This window comes from Pseudovibrio sp. Tun.PSC04-5.I4 (genome assembly GCF_900104145.1).
Classification (GTDB): domain Bacteria; phylum Pseudomonadota; class Alphaproteobacteria; order Rhizobiales; family Stappiaceae; genus Pseudovibrio.
Map to the genome: position 1 here is coordinate 2896650 of NZ_FNLB01000006.1, position 15108 is coordinate 2911757.

Consider the following 15108-nt stretch of genomic DNA (forward strand, 5'->3'; position numbering starts at 1 on the left):
CGGCTTCTATTCATTTCAAGGACCATTGCCATGATCATCGATAGCATTGCCTACCCGATTGAAATCGAATTTCCCGATATTATTCCCTACAAAGTATGCAATACGGGCGTGGATTGGATCACGACACTTGATTCCGGGGTTGCTGGTCCGCATGTCATGATCTCAGCACTGGTGCATGGCAATGAGCCGTGTGGTGCTGTCGCTCTGGATTGGTTGTTTAAGCAGGAAGTCAGACCTGTACGCGGGAAGCTCAGCCTCGCGTTTATGAATGTCGCGGCTTACAATGCATTTGATCGAGAAAACCCAACTGCATCGCGCTATCTGGATCAGGATTTCAACCGTGTTTGGCAATCAGAATCTCTAGATGACCCGGAAGTTACCCGCGAATTGGAGCGTGCACGAGAAGTTCGGCCAATCGTTGAGACTGTTGATCTGCTACTGGATATCCATAGCATGCAGCACAAGAATCCACCGCTAATGCTAGCCGGTATTCAGCCTAAGGGCCGTGCCTTGGCGCGACAAGTTGCGGATCCAGAGTGGGTTGTGTGTGATGCTGGACATGCGGAAGGGCAACGCCTGCGGGATTATGGTGGATTTTCTGCATCAAACAGCAAGAAAACCGCTCTTCTGCTGGAAACCGGGCAACATTGGGAGGCAGCCTCCGCACCGCGCGCTATTGCCAATGCCATCCGGTTTTTGCGGACAACTGAGTGCGTTTCCGTTGATTTTGGCGAAGATTTTCTGGTGAAACAACCCCAGCCCGTTCCTCAACGAACAATCGAAATTATTGCCCCTGTCACGGTACAGAGTGAGCAGTTTCGCTTTGCAGAAGAATTTCACGGAATGGAGATCATTGAACGCAAAGGCACAGTCATCGCGATGGACGGTGATACAGCCGTTAAAACCCCGCATGACAATTGCGTTCTGATTATGCCGAACCGTCGCCTACAACTAGGGAAAACGGCAGTTCGCCTTGGAAAACTGGTCGATTGAATAAGAAACGCTGATTGATGTACCTAAACGCAATCAGCGTTCGTTAGACCTCGAGTTCTCTCGTTTTCTCGCAGATGCTCTTGAGGCTTTTCCAGTGCTGTTCACTCAAAACTGGTGTTGTTTTCGCATCCTGATTTGCAAGTGTGTTCAGTGCATCAACGCGTTCTCGTGTGGGCGGATGACTGGAGAGAAAGCTCAGCGCCTTGGTGAGTGAGTTTTCGGCTTCATGTTCTGATGCAATCTTTTTCAGGAAACCCGCAAGGCCGGTTGAACCAACCTGTGCTTGCTCCAACATGCTGATTGCAAACGCATCAGCTTCCCGTTCCATATCTCTTGAATAAGAGCTGTCCAACATCGTTTCACCAAGGCTAGCAATGATGCTGCCACCTGTGAAGTCACCAATGAACATGGAAAAGACAAAGCCCGTGCCTGCAACGTTTATGAGTTGTTGCATGGAGTGGCGATGTTTGACGTGGCCAAGCTCATGGGCCAAAACAGCTGCAAGTTCATCGGGGCCATCGACAATTTCTAGTGTGTTGGAAAGAATTGTAATTCTTCCACCCGGCAGTGCAAACGCATTCGGAATTTGGCTTTCGACAACCGTGAAAACCGGTTCAAACGGAAGTTCAATATCCTTCGTTAATCGGCGAGCTAGTCGCTCCAGTGCCAATTCACCGGCTTTGGAGTTACAAATTTTCTCATCGCTCAACGCAGGCAACAAAGTTCTTACCAAGTTGCTCTTCCCAGGTTGCTGGCACGTTTGCAGCTGCGTATTTGGAAAACTTCGGCAACATGAAGATCAAAATACTGGCGATAGCCGCTATGGAGACGAGGCTGCCGATAACAATCTTCTTGGTGTTTTCGCGCTTCGGCAATCCTGCGACTAAACGGATTTTCCGTTCAATGTTTTTGGCAAGCTCTTCGTCTTTGACCTTTACATAAGCCGAACTGCTGGGACTGCTCAACTCCACCAACATGACTGAATGAGAGGTATGTTCGCAGAGCAGCTTGGCGGCAGACCAACGCGCGAGCTCCTGATCTCCAGCCAGATCAGTCAGAACCAGTTCATCATAATCAAACCGCACCTGACAGCTGTGAACCGCCGCGGACGTTCCATCAAAAAATTCAGCAATTCCAAGAGAGTTCAGTATCATCAGACCAGCTCAAACCCGGCATCCAGCGCATCTGCCAACCCCATGCCGACAGGATTTTCCAACTCACCCGATGCGATTGCATTGTGAAGTGTGTCGGTGTTGAAGATCATCAAGCTACCCATTTTCCATTCAAACAACATAACCTGCAGCACCATCATATTGGCGAAGAGTAACAAGCCATAAATGGGAATGAAAATGACATAGCCAAAAACGCCGAGTCCTTGGGGAAAGACAGATCCCGGGATTAAAGCACTCATATAGTCCAAATAAAATTGCACAGCCATGAATGTAACCGCAAAGCCAACGAGAAGAAAAACAATATATATTCCATAGGCCGTGTAAAATTTAGCGGAACTAATATTGCTTCTCATCGTTACGTCGCCAATAAAAATGGAATTCGTTCGAAGCCGAAATATACGGGCCTGTATAAAGGGCCAGATAACAACAGCCGCTCCAAACGCCAAGAATAATGAAAACCAGAACTTACTCAACAGAGTTACAAAGGCAATGAGCAAGACAAAAACGGCCACATAGGCAGGCAAAAGGACAAGAAAGTAGTCTTTTGCTTCAGCCGTATACGACAATTCCTTATTTCCGTAAGAGCTGTTTTCAAAAAGAATTCTATCTAATTTCTCATAGCGTGCAGGCAACGCCAAGCCGAATGAAATTACCGACACAAAAGTCCAGAAAATCCAATGCCTAACAAATTTCCAAGGAGACCCTTGCAGATTAAATCGAATTCCACGCCAACTTGTTCTTGTTAGTATGTATCTTCGGCGGCGGAAAATTGCATAGGGCGTTATTACAATTAGACCCAACAGACTGAGTCCAGAGCCCAAATAAACAGCTTTCGGGCCCATGAATTGCAAGAAATAAATTGCAGCATAGAATGGCACTACAATTGTCATAGCAATCAGAAAACCAATAAACAGCTCCCGACCAGTGCCATGATACCGTAACTGATCACCACCAACTTTGATTGCAGACCAGAGAGCGCGGCGTAATCCCGTCATGGCCCAAAATCGATAGATCCCCAATGTGACCATCGTTAATAGAACCCACTTCAGAATGGGGCTTAAAAGAGTTTTTCCTCTTACATGAACAAACGTTACATTGGAGGAAGAGACTTGATTTGTGGTTTCCATGATCATTGCAAATAATTAGAATCCAACTGAGTGTACATTAAAGGGTTCTTATGTAACTAAGTGCGGTTTATTCAATATTCATTAGAGAACCCAATAGATTGCAGGTTCATCAGATCAGATCAAATCCGGCATCCAGTGCGTCTGCCAAGCCCATGCCGACAGGGTTTTCCAGCTCTCCCGATGCGATTGCATCGTGAAGCAAGTGAGTATTAAAGACTATCAGACTGGTCATTTTCCATTGAAACAACATCACATGCAGCACCATCATGTTGGCGAAGAACAGAACACCGTAGTAGAGAGCGAAAAAGGGGATACCGGCGAGCGTTGCGAAGTTAAAGAAAGACGCTTCGTCAGCTTTTAACCCTCCACCAGGCAGTCCGAGGCTCGCTAAGATCAGAGCTCCAATAGCCGCAACAATGCCAACACCAACACTCACAAGCAGACTGTGAATTAAGTAAGCACCGTAGAATTTTGACGCACGAATGTAACTTTCAAAACTTACGCCACCAATTTTAGTAGAGTTGGCCTGAAGGCGAAAAATTCGTGCAAAAACAAGCGGCCAGAGTACTAGAGAAGCAATGGGCCCAACGATCAACCCGAGTGTGAGACTGACAGCCATCAGAGCAGTTACGGTATACCCAACAAAAGCAAGCGCATAAGCTGGGAAAAGAGCCTCAAAGTACTGCGATGGCGTTGCTGTATAGGAAAACTTTATATTTCCAAAATGACTATTGTTCGCCAGAAATCTGTCCAGTTTTGCGAACCTCCACGGCAGTGCAATACCTAGAGTGAGCACAGAGAGCACAGTCCAAAACAGCCATATGCGAACATAGGCCCATGCAGAGCCTTGCATATGAAACCGAATACCGCGCCAGCTGGTTCTTGTAAGCAGGTACCGCCGGCGGCGAAACAGTGCATATGGCGTGAGAAGGAAGCCAACGACGAACATTAAGCCAATGCCAATTATCGTTGCTACGGGTCCTAAAAACTGAAGGCCGAAACCTAGAGCATAGAACGGAATAAGAATTGCCATGGCTAGCAAAAAGCCGCGGAATAGCTCTTTGCCAGTGCCGTGGTACCGGAGGTTATCTCCATCCACATGCGTTGCTGCCCAAAGCGAGCGACGTAGACCGGTCATCGCCCAGAAACGGTAAATCCCAAGCGTCGCGACTGTCAAAGTTACCCATTTGAGAACGGCGGCAATAAACGAGCCTCTGGAAAATCGAACAAAGCTCTTTTTCGGGGCAACCGGATCAATGGGAGCGGCTTCACTCGTCATCACCATCTCCAAAAAATCAAATAGACGACACTATCTTTAGTTTCGTTTTTGACTGCGCGCAAACCGCTCTTCTTTGTTGAGGGAAATTCGTTCAAAGTCGCATTCGCGAGAGAAATGGTTGAAATTTTTGAATACCAAATCAAAACAGGCGTACTCATAATTGGGTACGCCTGCTTCACTACATGATATCGATTCGTTTAAACGAAGCAGTCCATGATTTCTTGCTCACGGATGATGCCAATTGGTTGATTATTTCTGAACACTGCAACGGGACCAGAACTTTTGCGTTTCAGCTCAATCACTTCGCGGATGGTTTGCTTTGCAGAGCATTTCGGCATCTCGGCAACACTGACAGAAAGCTCTGCCTTGACTTCATCGTAAGGCGTCATGACATCTTCGGCGTGAAGGACATTCAGCGGATTCATGTGCGCGACGAAGGATCTAACGTACTCATCAGCCGGTTTTTTGACGATTTCCTGCGGAGTGCCGATCTGCACCACATGACCACCTTCCATGATCGCGATGCGGTTACCGATTTTAGCGGCTTCATCAAGATCATGGCTTACGAACACGATGGTTCTGTGCAGTTTTTCTTGAAGATCCAACAGTTCATCTTGCAAACGGCTTCGGATAAGAGGGTCCAGAGCAGAAAACGGTTCATCCATGAGAAGGATAGGGGCGTCTGTTGCAAATGCGCGAGCCAAGCCAACGCGCTGCTGCATTCCGCCAGAAAGCTCATGAACGTATTTATCACCCCAGCCACCGAGCCCTACAAGCTCCAACTGCTCTTCTACACGCTGCAACCGCTCAATTTTTGGAACGGATGCTAGCTCCAGACCGAAGCCCACGTTATCACGCACTGTGCGCCAAGGCAGAAGGCCGAATTGCTGGAAGACCATGGCAACACGTTCGCGGCGCAGCTTGCGCAGACGACTTGAAGAACATGTTGTTGGGTTCACTTGTTCGTCTTTATCGGCAACCAGCACTTCACCACGGCAAACCTTGTTCAGGCCGTTGATAGCGCGGAGCAGGGTAGATTTGCCCGAGCCAGACAACCCCATGAGCACAAGGAGTTCACCTTGCTGCACGTCGAAAGTTGCATTTGCTACGCCAACCAACTGGCCGGTTTGCTCTTGTATTTCAGAACGAGATTTTCCCTCATCAATTAATGAGAGAGCAGCTTCTGGATTTCCGCCAAAAACAACGGAAAGATTATTAAAAGAGACAACTGGATTGGTCATTTGTTGCCCTTATCTTCTGAGCCCTTGAAGAAGCGATCGAGCACAATTGCAATCAACACGATTGCGATGCCAACCTCAAACCCTTTTGCGATGTTCACCGTGTTCAGCGCACGAAGTGTCGGTACACCAAGGCCATCTGCGCCAACGAGGGCAGCAATCACGACCATAGACAGGGATAACATGATGGTTTGTGTGAGGCCTGCCATGATGTTTGGCAGCGCATACGGGAGCTCAATTTTGAAGAGCTTCTGCCAGTAAGTCGCGCCAAAAGCTTCACCAGCCTCCAACAAATGAGTAGGTGTGGAGGCAACGCCAATCTGAGTAAGGCGGATCGAAGCGGGCAGGGCGAAAACAACAGTTGAGATCAGACCCGGTACGACACCAAGCCCGAACAGGATCAGGGCGGGGATCAGGTAAACAAATGTCGGGATCGTCTGCATCAAGTCCAAAATAGGACGCACCCAAGCGAAGAATTTGGGGTGATGCGCTGAGTAAACTCCAACAGGAATACCGATCAGCATACAGATGAAGGTCGAACACAGGATCAGAGCCAGCGTCTCTGTGGTTTCATCCCAATAGCCCTGATTGATGATCAACAGAAGGCTAAACACAACAAACCCCGTGAAAACGAAGGATCGTCTGACAACAAATGCAAGGCTTGCTGTCATCACAACAATCCCAAGCGGGTGAGGGGCTTGTAACAGCCAAAGAACGCTTTCGATAAGCCATTCAATAGCAACAGAAATTGCATCAAAAAAGCCACTTGCATTGTCGGTGAGCCAGTCAACTGCCCATTTGGCCCATTTGCCGATGGGTAGTTTGTGCTCTGTCAGCCACTCCACGGGAAACCTCTGATTTTATTATTGTGTTTCAGCGTGTTAACGCCTTGGACAAGACCTAAGCAACACGTGTTCTCTCAAAGAGAGACAGGCTGCTCAGGCCCTTCGATATTGCGCGTATTCTCTTGCGAAACCTATATCTGTTTTTCAGGAGGCTACGCTAAGAGGCGGAGCGCGAGTTCATCGCGTCCACCTCAAGATAATTTTGGTTGTGACGCTTAGAGGCCGAATGCTGCTTTTGCAGTCGCCAAACCATCTTTACCGTCAAACGTTGTTACGCCAGCAAGCCATTTATCAAGAGACTCAGGGTTTTTCTTGATCCATGCAGTCGCTGCATCTGCTGGCTCTTCACCATCATTCAGGATTGAGTTCATGATCTCGTTCTCCATAGACAGGGAGAAGGTGAGGTTCTGAAGGAACTTGCCCATATTCGCACATTCAGCAGAATAGCCTGCACGTGTGTTGGTGAGAACGTCTGCGCCACCGAAATTTGGGCCGAAGAAATCATCGCCGCCGGTAAGATACTTCAATTCAAAGTTTGAGTTCATCGGGTGCGGCGCCCAACCGAGGAAGACGATATCTTCGTGTTTGCGCGTTTTGCGCGCAACCTGAGACAACATGCCAGCTTCAGAGGATTCAACGAGCTCGATATTTTTCAGACCGAATGCATTTTTCGCGATCATATCGAGGATAAGACGGTTGCCATCGTTACCGGCTTCAATGCCGTAAATATCGCCATCAAGGCTTTTGGAAAATTTCGCGATATCTGAAAAATCCTTGAGACCCTTGTCGTAAGTATACTTAGGAACCGCCAATGTATACTTGGCACCGGTCAGATTGGTTTGAATGGTATCAACAGTGCCAGCTTTACGATATTTCGCGATATCAGCTTCCATTGTTGGCATCCAGTTGCCAAGAAATACATCAATATCATTATTTTCTAAGGAGGCGTAAGTTACTGGAACTGAAAGTACTTTTATATCTGTTTCATAACCTAACGTATCCAGCACTGACGTCGCAGTTGCCGTGGTCGCAGTGATATCGGTCCAACCCACATCTGAGAAGCGAACAGTTTTACACGCTTCGGCTTCTACGGCGAGAGCTGACCCAGTGACCAGTAATAATACTGAAGCAGATGTAGAAAGTTTCTTTATAAGACCGCTAGCAACTGTCATGTAAATCTCCCAAATTTCTGTATTTATTTAATAAAGCCGGGAATTTGTATAGAATACATGACCTAACCTTATCCCAGCAAGTAATTAAATTTTCAAATTTCGTTATTCATATAAGCTATTAAAGACCCACTGGTCTAAAGGCAAGGACTTGCCAGCATATAAATTACGCTGAACTAGAAAGGATTACTTTTCAAAACCTCCAAAATGGTCTAGTAACTATTTTTATTGATTGAACGTTCAATAAAAATAACCTTACAGAGAGTTCAACGCGCATGCCTAAAGTTGGAATGGAAGAGGAACGGAAAACCTCGATCATTATGGGGACGATTAAAGCAATCCATGAGAATGGATATGCAGACACAACGATGTCCCTAATCGCCAAAAATGCGGGCGTGTCCACTGGCTTACCGCATCACTACTTCGGCTCTAAAGCTGCCGTTTTCAACGCAACTATGAGCTATCTGTTGAGTGATCTGAGCAAACAATCTCGCTCCAAGTTGCTAAAGGCGAAAACGCCCCAAGAGCGCATTCACGCGATCATTCATACCAATTTCAGTGGAGACCAATTTCAGCCCTCCATCATCTCGGCATGGTTAGCGTTTTATATTCTGGCGCGGACTGAACCTCAAACCAAGCGTCTGTTGCGGGTCTATCACCGCAGGCTCGTCTCCAACCTAACTTTTGAGTTTCATCGCGTGACTGATGCAGTTTCTGCACGGAATGCTGCCGAAGGCACAGCGGCTATGATTGATGGGCTGTGGCTGCAGCGGGTACTGACCGATTCAGCACCTGAAAGTGCCCCCGTTACGGGGTTGGTTCAGGACTACGTGATAAAATGCTTTGCCTCCTTCGATGCGAAGGCCACTGCAAAATAAGAAACGGAACACGGCGGAAAGCCCAAGAGATAACATGACAGCAGATTTCATTATTATTGGTGCCGGTTCAGCTGGCTGCGCCCTCGCCAATCGTCTCTCAGAAGACCCCAAGAACAAAGTCCTCCTTCTGGAGTTTGGCGGAACAGATATTGGGCCGTTCATCCAGATGCCTGCGGCTCTGTCTTACCCTATGAACATGTCTCGCTATGATTGGGGCTATAAGAGCGCTCCTGAGCCTCACCTTGGCGGCCGGAAGCTTGCGTTGCCACGTGGTAAGGTGATGGGCGGTTCCTCCTCCATCAACGGCATGGTCTATGTGCGCGGCAATGCCTGTGACTTTGACACCTGGGAAGAGATGGGCGCCAAGGGCTGGGGTTACAACAATGTGCTGCCTTACTACCAACGTCTTGAGAATGCGCAATCTGGAGAGGCTGGCTGGCGTGGTAAATCCGGTCCACTGCATGTTGCACACGGAACCCGCTGGAACCCGTTGTACGATGCCTTTGTGACTGCTGGCGAGCAGGCTGGTTACGCTCAAACTGACGATTACAATGGGTATCGCCAGGAAGGCTTCGGCGATATGGAGATGACCGTTTATAAAGGTCGTCGCTGGTCCGCGGCAAACGCCTACCTGAAGCCAATCAAAAACCGCGCAAACCTGCAAATTATCTCAGGAGCAAATGCTCAACGCATTCTCATGGACGGCAAACGTGCAATCGGCGTTGAATATTTGCAGGGCGGCGAACTGAAGACTGCAAAATGTACACGCGAGGTCATCGTATCAGCCTCCTCCATTAACTCACCAAAGCTATTGATGCATTCTGGCATTGGCGACGGAGCAGCTCTCTCTCAATTGGGCATTGAAGTTGTTGCGGACCGCAAAGGCGTTGGCGCCAACTTGCAGGACCATCTGGAACTTTACATTCAGCAGGCCTGTGTGCAGCCGATTACCCTGTTTAAATACTGGAATTTGATTTCGAAGGGGCTCATTGGGGCGCAGTGGTTATTCCAGAAAACCGGACTGGGCACGACGAACCACTTTGAGACCTGTGGGTTTATCCGCTCCAAAGAAGGCGTGAAATACCCCGATATTCAGTTCCACTTCCTGCCATTTGCCGTGCGTTATGATGGTAAGGCCGCAGCTGAAGGCCATGGCTATCAGGTTCACGTTGGCCCTATGCGTTCCAAGTCTCGCGGCGCGGTCACCCTGAATTCTGCGAGTCCGATGGATAAACCTGACGTTCAGTTCAATTACATGAGCCACGAAGATGACTGGGCAGACTTCCGCCAGAGCATTCGCCTTACACGCGAAATCTTCGGTCAAGCTGCGTTTGATCCGTTCCGTGGCAAAGAAATCCAACCGGGCAGCACTGTTCAGAGCGATGATCAACTTGATGCATTCATCAAGGAACACGTAGAAAGCGCTTTCCATCCCTGTGGCACCTGTAAGCTGGGTGATGCAGAGGATGAAATGGCTGTGGTGGATAGCGAAACAAAGGTTATTGGTGTTGAGGGGATTCGTGTTGCTGACAGCTCCATCTTCCCGCAAATAACCAATGGTAACTTGAACGCTCCGTCCATTATGGTTGGCGAGAAGGCCGCTGACCATATTCTTGGTAAAGGTATGCTTCCTGCCAGTGACAAGCAGGCTTGGGTACACCCAAACTGGCAGACAGAACAACGATAAGTGTTGGAACAAAAAATGACTAAGACAGATAATCTGACAAATGCCGCTCTCCGCGCGCAACCAAAAGCATCCCACTTTATTGGTGGCACTTACGTTGAAGATACGATGGGTGAGGAGATCCTGAGCCTTTATCCGGCCACGCAGGAAATTATCGCCCGCGTTCACTCTGCGACACCTGCAATCATTACAAAAGCAGTAGCTGCGGCACGGACCGGTTTTGCGATCTGGCGCTGCATGGCTCCAGTTGAGCGTTCCCGGATTCTGCGCAAGGCTGCGGACCTTATGCGTGAACGCAACCGTGAACTTTCCGAGTTAGAAACGCTGGATACCGGTAAGCCTCTGCAGGAAACCTTGGTTGCAGATGCGAGTTCTGGTGCAGAAGCGCTTGAATATTTCGCCAGCATTGCAGCAACTGCAAATGGTGAGCATATCGACCTTGGTGGCTCTTATGCCATCACCAAACGCGAACCGCTGGGGATCTGCCTTGGTCTCGGCGCTTGGAACTATCCTATCCAGATTGCAGCTTGGAAAGCAGCACCAGCATTGGCTGCCGGCAATTCGATGATCTTCAAACCATCTGAAGTGACTTGCCTTTCTGCATTGAAGCTTGCTGAGATTTTTTGTGAGGCGGGCCTTCCAGACGGCGTGTTCAACGTGGTTCAAGGCACCCGCGAGGCGGCGGCGACATTGGTTTCCCATCCTGATATTGCCAAAATTTCACTGACTGGTTCCGTGCCAACAGGCATGAAGGTTGCTGAAAAAGCAGCCTCTGATCTGAAACATGTGAGCCTTGAACTGGGTGGCAAATCTCCCATCATCGTGTTTGAAGACAGCGACATCGACAACGCAGTTGCTGCTGCCATGAATGGAAACTTCTATTCAACAGGGCAGGTGTGTTCCAACGGCACACGGGTTTTCGTTCACACATCCATCAAGGAAGAGTTTCTGAAACGCCTGAAAAAACGAACTGAAAAGATCATTATTGGTGATCCCCTTAATGAAGACACCCAGTTAGGCCCACTCGTTTCCAAGGCTCAGCTGGAAAAAGTGATGGACTACATCGCGATCGGCCAGAGCGAAGGTGCAATTCTGCATTGTGGTGGTGGACGCCCGCAGATCAACGGACTTGGTCGCGGTCTGTTTGTGGAACCAACAGTTTTCACTGAGGTCAAAGACGACATGCGCATTGCTTGCGAAGAAATCTTTGGCCCAGTGATGTGTGTGATCGATTTTGAGGAAGAGGGTGAAGTCATCCGCCGCGCCAATAACACCGAGTTCGGTTTGGCTGCAGCTGTGTTCACTAAGGACATTCAGCGTGCTTACCGCGTTATTGATCAACTGGAAGCAGGTACATGCTGGATCAATAACTACAACTTGACACCTGTTGAGATGCCATTTGGAGGGTTCAAGAACTCCGGTATTGGACGCGAGAACGGTCACTGGGCGCTGGACCAATATTCTCAGGTGAAGAGCATTTATGTTGAGATGGGTGATGTAGAAGCGGCTTGGTAGGTCGCCTCTGATCATTTGCTAATGAATACGGGAGTAGGTGAGGCGGCTTACCTATTCCCGCATAGCATGGGCGATCTGGTCCATCATCGGCTTCATGAGGTACGAAATTACTGTTCGTTCTTCTGTTTTCACAAAAGCTTCGACCGGCATTCCGGGTACGAGCCTGTTTTCACCCAGCTTATCGATCTCGCTTTCCGAAATAACCAGCTTTGCCATATAGAAGCTCAGGCCCGTCTTGGGATCCTCCAAAAGGTCAGGAGAGATGGTTTTCAGCCTTGCCTTCAATTCCGGAGTTGTACGTTGATCAAAATTAGGTAAGCGGATCGTCGCAATCTGGTTCGGGTACAGTTGATCGACATCGATAGGCTGCACCTGCGCTTCAACAATTAGTATGTCATCTCGAGGTACGATCTGCATTAGCAACTCACCAGAGGCGATAACGCCGCCGATGGTATGAATAGTTAATCCATGAACAGTACCGGACTGAGGAGACTTGATGTCCATACGCATTAACTGGTCCTGAGCGGCAATTTTCTTTTCTTCCAGTTGAGAAACTTCTGCGCGCACGTCCTGAAGACGCTCAAGCGTTTTGGACATTACCTCTTCTTCAATCTGAAGAATCTGAATGTTACGCTCTGCGATTGCCTCTTCTGTCCTCGCGATCTGCGCAATAAAGTCGCCGTATTCACCCTGAAGTTTGGTTTTCTCACGCATCAATCCAGTTACGCGAGATTCTGTAACAAGCCTTTTCTTGAGCAACTTATTAAGGTCTGCCAATTCACCATCGATCAGTCTGATTTCAATTTTTTTTGCTTCACGCTGCTGAGTGAGCCCATCAATTTGCTTATGGTACTGATTTATCTGAGCTCGCATCTGGTTCTGTCGGCCAGATAGATTTTTGTTATTCGCGGCCATCATTCTGCGTTGGCCTTCCTGAATGGTCTTCAATACCTGAGAATGCTCGTTATTTTCGGCTCTAGAGGCAAACAGGATTTCGTCTGCACCATCTCGTTCTGCGGTCAGCCGTGCTTCCTGAGAATAAAGGTTATCCAACTGCTTGGTGACGACTGCCAGATTGGCTCGGGTGACGGTGTCTTCCAAACTGATAAGTATCTCGCCGATTTCCACGCTGTCACCATCCGTCACCATAATGTTACGGACAATGCCACCTTCCTGATGCTGCACTTGCTTGGTGCTCGTTTCGACCACAATAGTGCCGGGAGCGATCACTGCTCCTGAGATTTGCATCAAGCCACCCCAAAGACCAACGCCACCCACAAGAATGACAGCAAGGGCACTGGCTGCGATGAGATGGAAACGAATACTGCCTTTGAGTTCTTGGTCACTATCTGAATGGTCGAACATCAGGCGGCTCCTTGTTTTCGGGGAGCATCTGCTCGAGGCACGTTTGCCACGTGCGGCGTTTGGACAGGTACAACGAGCTGCTTCATAACTTCGTCTCGTGGACCATATGCGACCTGACGCCCTTCATTGAGGATCAGGACTTTATCGACTGCGGCAATGGCACTGGACCGGTGTGCGATCACAACAACAACCTTGCCTCTGCTTCTCATCAGTTTGATGGCATGGGTCAGGCAGGCTTCCCCCTCGGAGTCGAGGTTGGAGTTGGGTTCATCCAACACAATGAGGAATGGTTCACCATACATAGCGCGGGCGAGGGCAACCCGTTGTCGTTGACCTCCCGACAAAGCAAAACCGGCCGTTCCAATGACGGTATTGTATCCTTCCGGCAAGCTGGTGATGAAATCATGCACACTTGCGATTTTTGCCGCTTCGATAACATCCTCTGGATTAGCATTTTGTTTGAAACGAGAGATATTTTCGGCAACGGTCCCATCGAACAGCTGAATATCCTGCGGCAGATAGCCTACAAACTCTCCGACGCGCTCTGAAGTCCAATGATCCAACTCAGACCCATCGAACCGGATTGAGCCTGCTAGTGCGTTGGTGATGCCAACAATAGCACGGGACAATGTAGATTTTCCGGAGCCAGATTTTCCGATGATACCAAGGCCTTCACCGGCAGAAAGTTCAATATTAACACCTTGAACGAATGGCTGACGAAGACCGACAGGGCCACAGGCCACGCCTTCCAACTCTATGCGTTGATGTGGTAAAGGCAGTTCCATCACATTGCTGGTGTCTTTCTTATTATCGATGACCTTCCTCAGGCGAGCCAGTCCTTGTCGGGCCGCAATAAAGCCCTTCCATTGAGAAACAGCTTGCTCAACAGGTGCCAAGGCACGGGACGTCATGATTGAAGATGCAATCATCACACCTGATGTCACCTCTTGCTGGATCACCAGCCAAGCTCCCATTCCGAGCATCGCGGATTGCAAGACAAAACGGAATGTTTTGACGATGGTTGAAAACATAGCTGACCTATCAGCAGATTTTCGTTGTTTAACCAGATATGCGTCATTGCCCTGATGCCAACGGGTCTTCATCGTATGCATCATTCCCATCGCCTGCACCACTTCAGCGTTGGCACGGCTCGCTTCTACGATGGATGCGCGACGGTTGGTTTCAGCTGCGGCTTCTGAAGCTGGTTTGCGAGACGTGAATTCGTTGAGGGTTACCAGTAAACACATGACCACTGCCCCTCCAATTGCCATCAGGCCCAATAATGGATGGAAGAGATATACAATGCCAAAATACAACGGCATCCAAGGCAAATCGAAAATCGCTGAAGGACCGGGGCCTGACAAGAAATTGCGAACCTGATCCAAATCCTGAACCGGACGAATCTTCGCGCCTTTAGGGCCAAGGATCAACGGCAGATTTGTTGATATCTCATAGGTTACGCCTGACAATTGAGCATCTACTCGTTGTCCTAAACGAGATAAAACGCGGCCACGTACCGTTTCAAGAATTCCATAGAACAGAAATAAAGAGCCGACGAGCGTCGCCAAAACAACAAGCGTTGGAACCGACCCGCTTGCCAAAACCCGATCATAAACCTGAAGCATAAACAGCGGCCCTGTCAGCATCAGAATATTTAGGAGCATGCTAACACCACCGACTCCAACCAATGCAGACCGTAGTGAACTGAATGCTTCTGTAATAACGGACTCTTTTTGTTTGGGGCCGTTGTGCACAAGCTTTCTCCCAGTATTTATTAGGAAATCAAAGCAAAGGCTCCCTCCAGCTTTAAACTGGAGGGAGCAATTTTAAAGTTGTGAGGTTT

At 48.7% G+C, this 15108-nt stretch carries 13 protein-coding genes; 4 read left to right on the top strand and 9 right to left on the bottom strand.

What is annotated here, in order from left to right:
- The first annotated feature begins 30 nt into the window (after positions 1–30).
- On the top strand, positions 31–993 hold the full coding sequence (locus BLS62_RS18760; RefSeq protein WP_093183854.1) for a M14 family metallopeptidase: 963 nt from the start codon (positions 31–33) through the stop codon (positions 991–993).
- Positions 994–1036: 43 nt separating this feature from the next.
- Here the strand turns inward: BLS62_RS18760 and BLS62_RS18765 are convergent, their stop codons facing one another.
- The 7 genes from BLS62_RS18765 to BLS62_RS18795 all read right to left on the bottom strand — a co-directional run bounded on the left by BLS62_RS18765 (position 1037) and on the right by BLS62_RS18795 (position 7826).
- Complete coding sequence (locus BLS62_RS18765) at positions 1037–1726, bottom strand: M48 family metallopeptidase (RefSeq protein ID WP_159436552.1); 690 nt, start codon at positions 1724–1726, stop codon at positions 1037–1039.
- On the bottom strand, positions 1692–2147 hold the full coding sequence (locus BLS62_RS18770; protein WP_093183860.1) for a hypothetical protein: 456 nt from the start codon (positions 2145–2147) through the stop codon (positions 1692–1694). Before BLS62_RS18770 ends, BLS62_RS18765 begins: the two co-directional genes overlap by 35 nt.
- Positions 2147–3292: a DUF898 family protein gene (locus BLS62_RS18775; RefSeq protein ID WP_159436553.1), complete on the bottom strand. Its 1146-nt coding sequence runs from the start codon at positions 3290–3292 to the stop codon at positions 2147–2149. Before BLS62_RS18775 ends, BLS62_RS18770 begins: the two co-directional genes overlap by 1 nt.
- Before the next feature lie 109 nt (positions 3293–3401).
- Positions 3402–4571 carry a DUF898 family protein gene (locus BLS62_RS18780; RefSeq protein ID WP_159436554.1) on the bottom strand — a complete coding sequence of 390 codons (1170 nt, stop codon included), beginning with the start codon at positions 4569–4571 and terminating at the stop codon, positions 3402–3404.
- Between the two features lie 197 nt (positions 4572–4768).
- Positions 4769–5812: a choline ABC transporter ATP-binding protein gene (gene choV / locus BLS62_RS18785; protein ID WP_093183869.1), complete on the bottom strand. Its 1044-nt coding sequence runs from the start codon at positions 5810–5812 to the stop codon at positions 4769–4771.
- Positions 5809–6654 (bottom strand): choline ABC transporter permease subunit, encoded by an 846-nt coding sequence (gene choW, locus BLS62_RS18790; protein ID WP_093183872.1) that lies wholly within the window; start codon positions 6652–6654, stop codon positions 5809–5811. Before choW ends, choV begins: the two co-directional genes overlap by 4 nt.
- Before the next feature lie 215 nt (positions 6655–6869).
- Complete coding sequence (locus BLS62_RS18795) at positions 6870–7826, bottom strand: choline ABC transporter substrate-binding protein (protein ID WP_093183875.1); 957 nt, start codon at positions 7824–7826, stop codon at positions 6870–6872.
- Positions 7827–8098: 272 nt separating this feature from the next.
- Between BLS62_RS18795 and betI the strand changes: the two genes are divergently transcribed.
- From betI to betB, 3 genes are read left to right on the top strand one after another with little or no spacing between them, the layout of a single operon-like run.
- Entirely contained in the window at positions 8099–8701 is a 603-nt protein-coding gene (gene betI, locus BLS62_RS18800; protein WP_208990958.1) for a choline-binding transcriptional repressor BetI, read from the top strand.
- Positions 8702–8735: 34 nt separating this feature from the next.
- On the top strand, positions 8736–10388 hold the full coding sequence (betA, locus tag BLS62_RS18805; protein ID WP_093183877.1) for a choline dehydrogenase: 1653 nt from the start codon (positions 8736–8738) through the stop codon (positions 10386–10388).
- 15 nt (positions 10389–10403) lie between these two features.
- Positions 10404–11900, top strand: a complete 1497-nt coding sequence (gene betB, locus BLS62_RS18810; RefSeq protein WP_093189201.1) for a betaine-aldehyde dehydrogenase — start codon at positions 10404–10406, stop codon at positions 11898–11900.
- Between the two features lie 51 nt (positions 11901–11951).
- Here the strand turns inward: betB and BLS62_RS18815 are convergent, their stop codons facing one another.
- Positions 11952–13265 carry an HlyD family type I secretion periplasmic adaptor subunit gene (locus tag BLS62_RS18815; RefSeq protein ID WP_093183880.1) on the bottom strand — a complete coding sequence of 438 codons (1314 nt, stop codon included), beginning with the start codon at positions 13263–13265 and terminating at the stop codon, positions 11952–11954.
- Positions 13265–14986 (bottom strand): type I secretion system permease/ATPase, encoded by a 1722-nt coding sequence (locus tag BLS62_RS18820; RefSeq protein WP_280141888.1) that lies wholly within the window; start codon positions 14984–14986, stop codon positions 13265–13267. Before BLS62_RS18820 ends, BLS62_RS18815 begins: the two co-directional genes overlap by 1 nt.
- Between the last annotated feature and the right edge of the window lie 122 nt (positions 14987–15108).

Excerpts from the sequence above, each read along its gene's own strand:
- BLS62_RS18760 (WP_093183854.1), top strand. The coding sequence starts at position 31 with ATGATCATCGATAGCATTGCCTACCCGATTGAAATCGAATTTCCCGAT.
- betI (WP_208990958.1), top strand. The coding sequence starts at position 8,099 with ATGCCTAAAGTTGGAATGGAAGAGGAACGGAAAACCTCGATCATTATG.
- BLS62_RS18795 (WP_093183875.1), bottom strand. The coding sequence starts at position 7,826 with ATGACAGTTGCTAGCGGTCTTATAAAGAAACTTTCTACATCTGCTTCA.
- BLS62_RS18775 (WP_159436553.1), bottom strand. The coding sequence starts at position 3,292 with ATGGAAACCACAAATCAAGTCTCTTCCTCCAATGTAACGTTTGTTCAT.
- BLS62_RS18780 (WP_159436554.1), bottom strand. The coding sequence starts at position 4,571 with ATGACGAGTGAAGCCGCTCCCATTGATCCGGTTGCCCCGAAAAAGAGC.
- BLS62_RS18815 (WP_093183880.1), bottom strand. The coding sequence starts at position 13,265 with ATGTTCGACCATTCAGATAGTGACCAAGAACTCAAAGGCAGTATTCGT.
- betB (WP_093189201.1), top strand. The coding sequence starts at position 10,404 with ATGACTAAGACAGATAATCTGACAAATGCCGCTCTCCGCGCGCAACCA.
- choV (WP_093183869.1), bottom strand. The coding sequence starts at position 5,812 with ATGACCAATCCAGTTGTCTCTTTTAATAATCTTTCCGTTGTTTTTGGC.
- BLS62_RS18770 (WP_093183860.1), bottom strand. The coding sequence starts at position 2,147 with ATGATACTGAACTCTCTTGGAATTGCTGAATTTTTTGATGGAACGTCC.
- betA (WP_093183877.1), top strand. The coding sequence starts at position 8,736 with ATGACAGCAGATTTCATTATTATTGGTGCCGGTTCAGCTGGCTGCGCC.